5 protein-coding genes and 2 pseudogenes are annotated in these 9,898 nt (G+C 46.2%); 4 read left to right on the forward strand and 3 right to left on the reverse strand.

What is annotated here, in order from left to right:
* Positions 1 to 51: 51 nt before the first annotated feature.
* From nrdA to ubiG, 3 genes are all read right to left on the reverse strand, one after another.
* Positions 52 to 2,340 carry a class 1a ribonucleoside-diphosphate reductase subunit alpha gene (nrdA, locus tag L5M18_RS15325; RefSeq protein ID WP_263197613.1) on the reverse strand — a complete coding sequence of 763 codons (2,289 nt, stop codon included), beginning with the start codon at positions 2,338 to 2,340 and terminating at the stop codon, positions 52 to 54.
* A gap of 502 nt (positions 2,341 to 2,842) precedes the next feature.
* The gene (locus tag L5M18_RS15330; protein ID WP_263197615.1) at positions 2,843 to 3,514 is read right to left on the reverse strand and encodes an HAD family hydrolase; all 672 of its coding nucleotides are present in this window, start codon (positions 3,512 to 3,514) and stop codon (positions 2,843 to 2,845) included.
* Position 3,515: 1 nt separating this feature from the next.
* Positions 3,516 to 4,226 carry a bifunctional 2-polyprenyl-6-hydroxyphenol methylase/3-demethylubiquinol 3-O-methyltransferase UbiG gene (gene ubiG / locus L5M18_RS15335; protein WP_263197616.1) on the reverse strand — a complete coding sequence of 237 codons (711 nt, stop codon included), beginning with the start codon at positions 4,224 to 4,226 and terminating at the stop codon, positions 3,516 to 3,518.
* Positions 4,227 to 4,611: 385 nt separating this feature from the next.
* Here ubiG and gyrA point away from each other — a divergent pair, with 385 nt between their 5' ends.
* The 4 genes and pseudogenes from gyrA to L5M18_RS15355 all read left to right on the forward strand — a co-directional run.
* Complete coding sequence (gyrA, locus tag L5M18_RS15340) at positions 4,612 to 7,362, forward strand: DNA gyrase subunit A (protein ID WP_105253124.1); 2,751 nt, start codon at positions 4,612 to 4,614, stop codon at positions 7,360 to 7,362.
* A gap of 135 nt (positions 7,363 to 7,497) precedes the next feature.
* Positions 7,498 to 8,589 (forward strand): 3-phosphoserine/phosphohydroxythreonine transaminase, encoded by a 1,092-nt coding sequence (gene serC, locus L5M18_RS15345; RefSeq protein WP_131524063.1) that lies wholly within the window; start codon positions 7,498 to 7,500, stop codon positions 8,587 to 8,589.
* Positions 8,590 to 8,932: 343 nt separating this feature from the next.
* Positions 8,933 to 9,655, forward strand: a pseudogene (locus L5M18_RS15350) (LysR family transcriptional regulator); the annotation flags it as partial.
* Positions 9,656 to 9,758: 103 nt separating this feature from the next.
* Positions 9,759 to 9,898, forward strand: a pseudogene (locus tag L5M18_RS15355) (IS4 family transposase); the annotation flags it as partial.

The following is a 9,898-nucleotide window of genomic DNA, read 5'->3' on the forward strand; positions in this document are numbered from 1 at the left end:
AATAGGGATCCCTATACTTTTTATTTGTAAGAGCCGCGTTAACGTTAAAGACTAGATTTTACATGCGCCGCCGGCGCAACCGTCATCTTCTTTCTCTAAATTGGTGATGTCATCGTGTGAATCCGACGCACCATCGCGAGTGTTATGGTAGTAAAGCGTTTTAACACCTAACTTGTAAGCATTGAGCAAATCTTTCAGTAGGGTTTGCATTGGCACTTTACGGCCTTCAAAACGTGAAGGATCGTAGTTAGTGTTAGCCGAAATCGCTTGGTCAACGAATTTCTGCATAATACCCACTAGCTGTAAGTAACCGTCGTTGCTTGGCATTTTCCACAGCAATTCATAGCTATCTTTCAGTGTATCGAAATCTGGTACCACTTGTTTTAGCTGACCGTCTTTGCTCGATTTCACGCTGATAAGGCCACGTGGTGGCTCAATACCATTGGTCGCATTGGAGATTTGCGACGAGGTTTCTGATGGCATTAATGCCGACAGCGTTGAGTTACGCAGGCCATATTGCTTGATATCGCTACGCAGTGATTCCCAGTCTAAGTGCAATGGTTCGGCACAAATTTTATCCAAGTCACGTTTGTAGGTATCAATTGGCAAAATACCTTGAGAGTAAGTGGTCTCGTGGAATAACGGACACGCACCTTGCTCTTTGGCTAAGTTCATTGAGGCTTTCAGTAAATAGTACTGAATCGCTTCGAAGGTTCTGTGGGTTAAAGCGTTCGCGCTACCATCAGAATACTTCATGCCGTTTTTCGCTAAATAGTTAGCGAAGTTGATCACGCCTATGCCTAAAGTACGGCGATTCATCGAGGCGATTTGCGCGGCCTTGATAGGGTAATCTTGATAATCCAATAAATTATCCAGTGCGCGTACGGCGAGGTCGGCTAATGGCTCAATATCAGATAACTCTTTGATAGAACCTAAGTTAAGTGCTGACAGCGTACAAAGCGCGATTTCACCTTCTGGATCATCGATGTTGTTCAATGGTTTAGTCGGCAGGGCGATTTCAAGACACAGGTTAGACTGTCTGATCGGCGCGACTTTTGAATCGAACGGGCTGTGAGTGTTGCAGTGATCCACGTTCTGAATGTAGATACGGCCCGTTGAGGCGCGCTCTTGCATCATCAGTGAAAACAGCTCAACTGCTTTTATCGTTTTCTTACGAATGCTGCTGTCTTGCTCATATTGCACATATAAACGTTCGAATTCGTTTTGATCTTCAAAGAAAGCATCGTACAAGCCAGGCACGTCAGATGGGCTAAATAAACTGATGTTTTCGCCTTTGATCAGACGTTGATACATGACTTTGTTCAACTGCACACCGTAGTCTAAATGACGGATACGGTTGTCTTCGACGCCGCGGTTATTTTTCAATACCAGCAGAGATTCGACTTCTAAGTGCCAAATAGGGTAGAACAGGGTCGCAGCACCGCCACGCACGCCGCCTTGAGAACACGACTTCACTGCGGTTTGGAAATACTTATAGAAAGGTAAACAACCTGTGTGGAAGGCTTCACCACCACGGATTGGGCTACCTAAGGCACGAATACGACCGGCGTTAATACCGATACCCGCACGTTGGCTGACGTATTTCACGATAGACGAAGCGGTCGCGTTGATAGAATCTAAGCTGTCACCACATTCGATCAGTACGCAAGAGCTAAACTGACGCGTTGGGGTGCGCACACCGGCCATAATTGGCGTTGGCAGCGACAGTTTAAAAGTTGATACCGCGTCATAGAAATCTTTAACGTATTTCAGGCGCGTCTCTTTTGGATAACGGGCAAACAAGCAAGCTGCGACCAAAATGTAAAGGAACTGCGCGCTCTCATAGATTTCGTGGGTCACACGGTTTTGAACTAAATATTTGCCTTCAAGCTGTTTTACCGCAGCGTAGGAAAAATCCATATCGCGCCAATGGTCGATATAGGTATCCATCACATCCAGCTCTTCGCGGGTGTAATCACTTAAAATGTGTTGATCGTATTTACCCAGCTCAACCAATTTAGTCACGTGAGCATACAATGCGGGCGGCTCGAACTGACCGAAGGCCTTCTTACGCAAATGAAACACCGCTAAACGGGCAGCAAGGAACTGATAGTCCGGTGATTCTGGAGAAATTAAATCCGCCGCAGCCTTGATAATGGTTTCATGGATAGCTTCGGTTGGGATGCCATCGAAAAACTGTAGGTGCGAGCGAAGTTCAACTTCCGAAACAGAAACGTTTTTTAATCCCTTGGCTGCCCAAGTAATTACGCGGTGTATTTTTTCGAGATCGATATTCTCACGATCGCCACAGCGTTTTGTGACTGTCATAGTGCTATTCATTTGGAGATAGGCCTTGGTTCTTATATGTATTTAGGTGAGCAAAATCACCGTACGTATCCTTGTAAAACAATCAATAATCGTCCCTTAAATACAGCTGACTGGTTACAAACGAGTCAATTAAGCGGCGAGCTTCTAGTGTGTCTGATTGTTACCTATACACAAGATATGGTGTTTTAAATTATATGGGATACAAGATAGTGAGGTTTGCCCCTATTTGCAAGTCTGAATTCAGGGGACATCTTGTGGATAACGTGAGGATAAAATTTTGCGTTAGTAACGACTAACCTTGAAGCTCAATTTCAGGTTAGCGTGTCACACTCATGGGGGATTTTTAGGCGATCTTTTCTTTAGATCGCGATCGCTCACGAGTGCCGATCTTTTATCCGCCTGACTTTTTCCGTGGGTCATAAATAGTATGCTGACACACTGATGTTCGTCAGTGAAGTTACGTATTGGATGCCTTAGTCTTGAGCATTGTAGGCGCTGTTTTTGGTTGATGTTGTTAAGCCAATGCTTCGATTAGTGCTTGATGTAGCTCAGTTGGGCTCGCAAAATACGCGTGCGCTGGCCATTGCAACGGCTTGTCGTTCACGCCCAGATAACCCCATAGGGCCACGCCGCCTAACATGCCAGCAGCCTTGGCCGCGAGCAGATCTCGCTCGGCATCCCCAAGATACAAAATGTGCTCAGGTGCGCAGTTTAGTTGCTGTGCACCTAACAACATAGGTGCTGTGTGGGGTTTTGGGTGTTTGGTCGAATCGCCACTGATGATAACGGGCATACGCAAGTGTAAATTCAGTTTTCGCAATAAGGGACGGGTAAACCGGGCTGGCTTGTTGGTGATCACCCCAAACGGCATCTGCGTTAACTCAAGCCAATCGAGTAATGCCGCTATGCCTGTGAATAGCGCACAGTGATCGCCATTTATACGCTGATAGTGGGCGAGTAGCCCTTGCTGAACTTGAGACCGAAGATCTTCTGCCGCATCAGGGATCGCGGCATCGACTAAGGCAAAACTGCCGTGGGATGCGGCGTAGCGCATGGCCGCTAACGGCTGCGCGGCGATGCCGACATCTTGAAGACTTAAATTGAGGGCTTGCACCAGATCCGGCGCGGTATCGGCTAAGGTGCCGTCGAGATCGAACAGTACGCCTTTGATCTGTGCCAGACTCATATTAATCAACCTTACGCGTCGCTATCATGTAATTCACATCAACCTTAGGCGTGTACTTAAAAATGCTCGTCAATGGGTTGTAGCTTACCCCTAAGGCATCGGTACAGATAAGATCGGTATTATCTACTAGCTCAATCAGCTCCGAAGGCTTAATGAATTTTTTATGCTCGTGGGTGCCAACTGGCAGCATTTTTAGCAAATATTCCGCACCTAAAATGGTGTGCACGTAGGATTTAATGTTGCGGTTGATGGTGGAGAAAAACACATGACCACCGGGTTTGACCATGTCACAGCATGCTTTAATCACAGATTGTGGATCGGGTACATGTTCGAGCATTTCCATGCAGGTCACCACATCGTAATAGGCTTGATGATCTTGGCTGTGGGCCTCGGCAGTATTTTTTACATAATTAATGCTCACGCCCGTTTCGAGGGCATGTAGGCGGGCGACTTCTAAGGGCTCATCACCCATATCTAAGCCATCAACCTCGGCGCCGATGCGGGCCATGCTTTCAGACAAAATGCCGCCACCACAGCCGACATCGAGCACTTTCTTGCCGAAAATACCGCCAGCGGTTTGATCGATATAGTTTAAGCGCAGCGGGTTTAATAGATGCAGCGGCTTAAATTCGCCGTTGAGATCCCACCAAGTTTCGGCCATACGTTCAAACTTTGCGATTTCCTGTGGGTCTACATTGGTATTCTGATGCATGCTATTACCTGAAGAAGCTGTATTGTGCGGCTATTATAACGACTATGTTTGATAAACAAAGTGCTCGACTGAGCTAAGCCCTTGTGGTTGAGTGAATTTTCAGCAGTTATCTGCTTTTATGTTAATTGTTGTGCTCCGTATCGACCTTTTACTTTATCCCTTTGACGATTTTTCCTCATCGTAAGCCGTGAATTTCAACGCTTGTTTATCGCACAAACGACCAAATTGACAGTGTTTTCATCTATTAAGCCACCAGACTCTCAATTCGATAATGATAGGTCTGGCGACATTAAATAACTGTGTTAGAATGCCAAATCACGTTTTTGGGCTAGGCAATGATACGGATTATACGTTGTCGGCTATTTTTCAGGGGAACGAGCAGTTTATGACTGATCTGGCATCATCTATTTCGCCAATTAATATCGAAGACGAACTAAAGAATTCGTACCTTGATTACGCCATGAGCGTTATCGTGGGACGTGCATTACCAGACGTGCGCGACGGCTTAAAGCCGGTTCATCGCCGCGTTCTGTTTGCCATGAGTGAATTGAAGAACGATTGGAACAAGCCTTACAAAAAATCTGCCCGTGTGGTCGGTGACGTCATCGGTAAATATCACCCCCATGGTGATTCTGCTGTTTATGACACTATCGTCCGTATGGCCCAGCCATTCTCACTGCGTTACACCTTAGTAGACGGCCAAGGTAACTTCGGTTCGGTCGACGGTGACTCAGCGGCGGCAATGCGTTATACCGAAATCCGTATGGATAAGTTAGCTCACCAATTACTAGCTGATCTTGAAAAAGAGACAGTGGATTTCGTCCCTAACTACGACGGCACAGAACAGATCCCAGCTGTATTACCTACACGCGTACCTAACCTGTTAATTAACGGTTCATCGGGTATTGCCGTGGGTATGGCAACCAACATCCCACCACACAACCTAACGGAAGTAGTGAAAGGCTGTTTGGCATTGATTGAAGAACCTTCACTGTCGATTGAACAGTTGATGGAATACATTCCAGGTCCGGACTTCCCCACTGCAGCGATTATCAATGGCCGTAAAGGCATTATTGATGCCTATAAAACTGGCCGGGGCCGCGCGATCATGCGTGCTCTGGCAGATGTGGAAACCGAAGATAATGGCCGTGAGCGCATTATCGTCACTGAAATCCCGTATCAAGTGAACAAAGCCCGTTTAATCGAGAAGATTGCCGAGCTGGTTAAAGATAAAAAGCTTGAAGGGATCAGCGGTCTACGCGACGAGTCTGATAAAGACGGTATGCGTATCGTTATTGAAATTAAGCGCGGTGAAGTGGGCGAGGTTGTACTCAATAACCTTTATGCTCAAACACAAATGCAGTGTTCTTTCGGGATTAACATGGTGGCCCTGACCAATGGTCAGCCTAAACTGTTTAACCTTAAAGAAATGCTCGAATGCTTTATTCTGCATCGCCGTGAAGTGGTGACGCGTCGTACCGTATTTGAACTGCGTAAAGCCCGTGAGCGTGCCCATATTTTGGAAGCGCTGGCGGTTGCACTGGCTAACATTGACCCGATTATTGCACTGATCAAAGCCTCACCCACGCCTGCGGATGCCAAAGTGAAATTGGTTGAGCAAGGTTGGGAATTAGGCCACGTTCAAGGCATGCTGGAAAAAGCGGGCGATGACGCCGCGCGTCCAGAGTGGTTAGAGCCACAATACGGTATTCGTGACGGTCAATACTTCCTGACTGAGCAACAAGCTCAGGCCATTCTGGAACTGCGTTTACACCGTTTGACCGGTCTTGAGCACGATAAGATCATCGCCGAATACGAAGAACTGCTCGAATTTATCGCGGGTCTGCTGTTTATTTTGCGCAGTCCTGAGCGTTTGATGGAAGTGATCAAGGAAGAATTAGTTCAAATCCTTGAAGAATATGGTGATGCGCGCCGTACAGTGATCAATGCCAACGAAGTTGATATGAGTCTTGAAGACTTGATCAACGAAGAAGACGTTGTGGTAACACTGTCGCACTTAGGTTATGCCAAGTATCAACCATTGACCGATTACCAAGCCCAGCGCCGTGGTGGTAAAGGTAAAGCCGCGACGAAAGTGAAAGACGAAGATTTCGTCGAGAAGCTGTTAGTTGCCAATACCCATGACACCATTTTGTGCTTCTCTGATTTTGGTAAGATGTACTGGCTCAAAGTGTATCAACTGCCATTAGCGAGCCGTACGGCCCGTGGTCGTCCAATTGTTAACTTGTTGCCGTTATCCGATGGCGAGCGCATTACTGCGATTCTGCCAGTACGTGAATACGCGGCGGACAAGTACATCATCATGGCGACCTCACACGGTACTGTGAAGAAAACCGCACTAACTGCTTATAGCAATCCACGTGCAAACGGTATTATCGCCGTTAACCTCAAAGACGGTGACCAACTGATCGGTGTCGATATCACTAACGGTGATGACGAAATCATGTTGTTCTCGAACGAAGGTAAAGTGGTTCGCTTTGGTGAGAAAGTTCGTGATTCTGAAACAGGCGAAGTGAAAACCGATCCTGAAACTGGTGAAGAAGTCTTGTCCTTACGTCCTATGGGCCGTACTGCAACAGGCGTTCGTGGTATCCGTTTAGAAGAAGGTCAGAAAGTCGTGTCGCTTATCGTACCCAAAGGCGATGGCGCGATTCTGACTGTGACTGAAAACGGCTACGGTAAACGGACGCAACTGTCTGAATATCCTGCGAAGAGCCGTGCGACTAAAGGTGTGGTTTCAATCAAGGTGAGTGAACGTAACGGCGCTGTTGTTGGGGCTGTTCAAGTCGGTCTTAACGACGAACTGATGCTCATCAGTGATAAAGGTACCTTAGTGCGTACACCTGCGAGCGGCGTGTCTATCATTGGCCGTAACACTCAAGGTGTAACGATTATCCGTACTGCGGGCGACGAGAAAGTGGTCGGCCTACAACGTATCGACGAAATCCAAACTGAAGAAGATGAAGTCGAGCTGGATGAAAACGGTTTACCGATTGTTCCTGTCATTGTCGAAGGCGAATTAGCCGACGAGGCGCTTGAAGAAGCGCTGGATGACGAAGAAGAGTTGGACGAAGATGAAGACGAGCTTGCTGATGATGAGCAAGACGAAGAGTAATTAAGTGTCATATTAACGAGCGTCCAATTGGACGCTCGTTTTTTTAATGGCATTGATGTTGATAGCATTGTTCGTTTTAGAATGGTTTCGTATTTATCAATACCTACATCATGGTTGGGATTAAGGAGAGTGTCAGTGAGCGCGATTTATAATTTCTGTGCTGGACCTGCAATGTTACCCGCAGCGGTAATGAAAAAAGCACAACAGGAATTACTTGATTGGAATGGCCAAGGCGTTTCCGTGATGGAAATCAGCCACCGAAGTAAAGAGTTCATCGCGCTTACACAACAAGCCGAGTCCGATTTACGTGAACTGATGCAGATCCCCACAAATTACCATGTGCTATTTATGCACGGCGGTGGTCGTGGACAGTTCTCCGCTGTTGTGAATAATTTTTTAGGTAATCATGGCCGAGCCCTGTATTTAGTCAGTGGTCAATGGTCATCTGCCGCGTTAGCCGAAGCACAAAAGCTCGTGGGTGAAGCGCAGATTGATAGCTTGAATATTGTTGAAAAACACAATGGACTCAATGCGGTTGTCTTACCTGATTTACATAAAATCGATGCCGATTATCGCTATGTTCACTATTGCCCTAATGAGACAGTAGATGGTATCGAAATTTTTGATGAATTAGACTCACCTTGGCCAATTGTTGCCGATTTATCGTCAACCATTATGTCACGTGAAATCGACGTCAGCCGCTACGGTTTGATTTACGCTGGCGCACAAAAGAACATAGGTCCATCGGGTCTGTCGATAGTGATAGTGCGCGATGACATGTTAAAACTGCCGAGTTTACCGCAGTCGTCCATCATGGACTATCGTTTAGCCGTTGAGCATGATTCTATGTTCAATACACCGCCAACCTTTGCTTGGTATCTCGCCGCTGAAGTCTTTGCTTGGCTTAAGTCCATTGGCGGCATTGCGAGTATTGCAAAAATTAATCAACAAAAAGCGCAGATGTTATATCAATGCATTGATGGTAATGCTTTCTACCGTAATGGGGTTGTTGCAGCGAACCGCTCACAAATGAACGTGACTTTCCAATTAGTCAACGAAGCGCTCGATAGTGAGTTCCTAAAGCAAGCCCAAATAGCTGGGCTCGTTGCCTTAAAGGGTCATCGTATCGTAGGGGGTATGCGTGCTAGCCTCTATAATGCAATGCCACTCGATGGTGTAGTTGCTTTGGTCAAGTTTATGAATGAGTTTGCAAACAAACATAGCTAGGCTTAGCTGTATTGAGTTACTCATTAGCTTGCGACGCTTAGCGTCTAGGCTTTTCTGCCTGAATATCAACGTTATGCTTATTGAATGTTGATCATCAGTTAGCCATCCCAAAAGCGAATGCTCAAATGCATTCGCTTTTTTGTTAGCTTTAATTTATCGACAATGGCGTTAAGCAAGATGACGTTGAGACCAGATGCCTTCAAGAACACTCGCTGTGAGAAAGCCTGTGAGCTGACGCGCATTACTGAGTAAGATGCTGGGTTAGTTGTATGTTATTGTTTATCATAATTAAAAGAACGTATCTTTAGATGCGTATACACGATAAATCAATAGGATGTCACCGATGGATTTGGCCAAGCTTTCGCGGATTAGTATGAAGCATTTGATCACTTTGCATGTGATGCTCGATACCTTGAGCGTAACCGCCAGTGCCGAACGTTTATGTTTAAGTCCCTCATCCGTCAGTAAAACCTTAAGCCAGCTCAGGGACAGTTTAAACGATGAACTGTTCTATCGTAACGGCAACTCACTGGTAGCAACCCCATTGGCAAGACGATTAGGGCCAAGCGTGCAGCAGATGATCAATGATATGAATCAGATCATGAGTCAGGATGCGTTTAACCCTGCACATTTTGAGGGGCGTTTTTCGCTTGCGATGCGCGAAAGCACCTTTGAACTGCTGGCCGCCAAGCTCAGCGCCCATATTCTGAGCTTGGCTCCTAATATCCGCCTCGATATTTACAGCAAAGACAATATTGGTTTTGATGGATTGCTTAAAGGTACATTAGACTTTGTGCTGTTACCCCATGATCTGAGTCAACCTAATCCTCTTCAAGACGATCTGGTGTGGGAAACCTTGTTTAGCGATGAAATGATCTGCCTGATGAATTCGTCCCATCCCTTGGCAAAGCAGCGAAACATCAGCTTTGATGATTACCTAAGTTACCGCCATATTGGCATTACCGATACGGATCTCAGTACGCCTTTTTTTGATATTTTGCTCGCCCAACAATCTAAAAAACGGGCCGTCCCCATTTCGGTCCCAGACTTTGGCAGTGCGGCGCTGAAGAATCCCCTGATGATTTACAAATAAATCATCAAATTAGGGTGGAAGCGCATCTTGTTGCATGATCAAATGGTTTCGCCAAAAACTACACTTGGACAACAAGATGCGCGAAGCCAATATCCTACAACATTCTTTACACCAATACTGCCCAGAACTTCACCTAAAACGATTAAACAGCTTGATGCTGGCCTCTAAGGCACTGATTGAATGTAAGACACTGACCTTGACTGAGTTAGGTCGAAA

The organism is Shewanella sp. SM20 (assembly GCF_025654545.1).
Lineage (GTDB): Bacteria > Pseudomonadota > Gammaproteobacteria > Enterobacterales > Shewanellaceae > Shewanella > Shewanella oncorhynchi.

Bases quoted from the DNA above. Each gene is read 5' to 3' on its own strand.
- nrdA (WP_263197613.1), bottom strand. From the start codon at position 2,340: ATGAATAGCACTATGACAGTCACAAAACGCTGTGGCGATCGTGAGAAT.
- L5M18_RS15330 (WP_263197615.1), bottom strand. From the start codon at position 3,514: ATGAGTCTGGCACAGATCAAAGGCGTACTGTTCGATCTCGACGGCACC.
- ubiG (WP_263197616.1), bottom strand. From the start codon at position 4,226: ATGCATCAGAATACCAATGTAGACCCACAGGAAATCGCAAAGTTTGAA.
- gyrA (WP_105253124.1), top strand. From the start codon at position 4,612: ATGACTGATCTGGCATCATCTATTTCGCCAATTAATATCGAAGACGAA.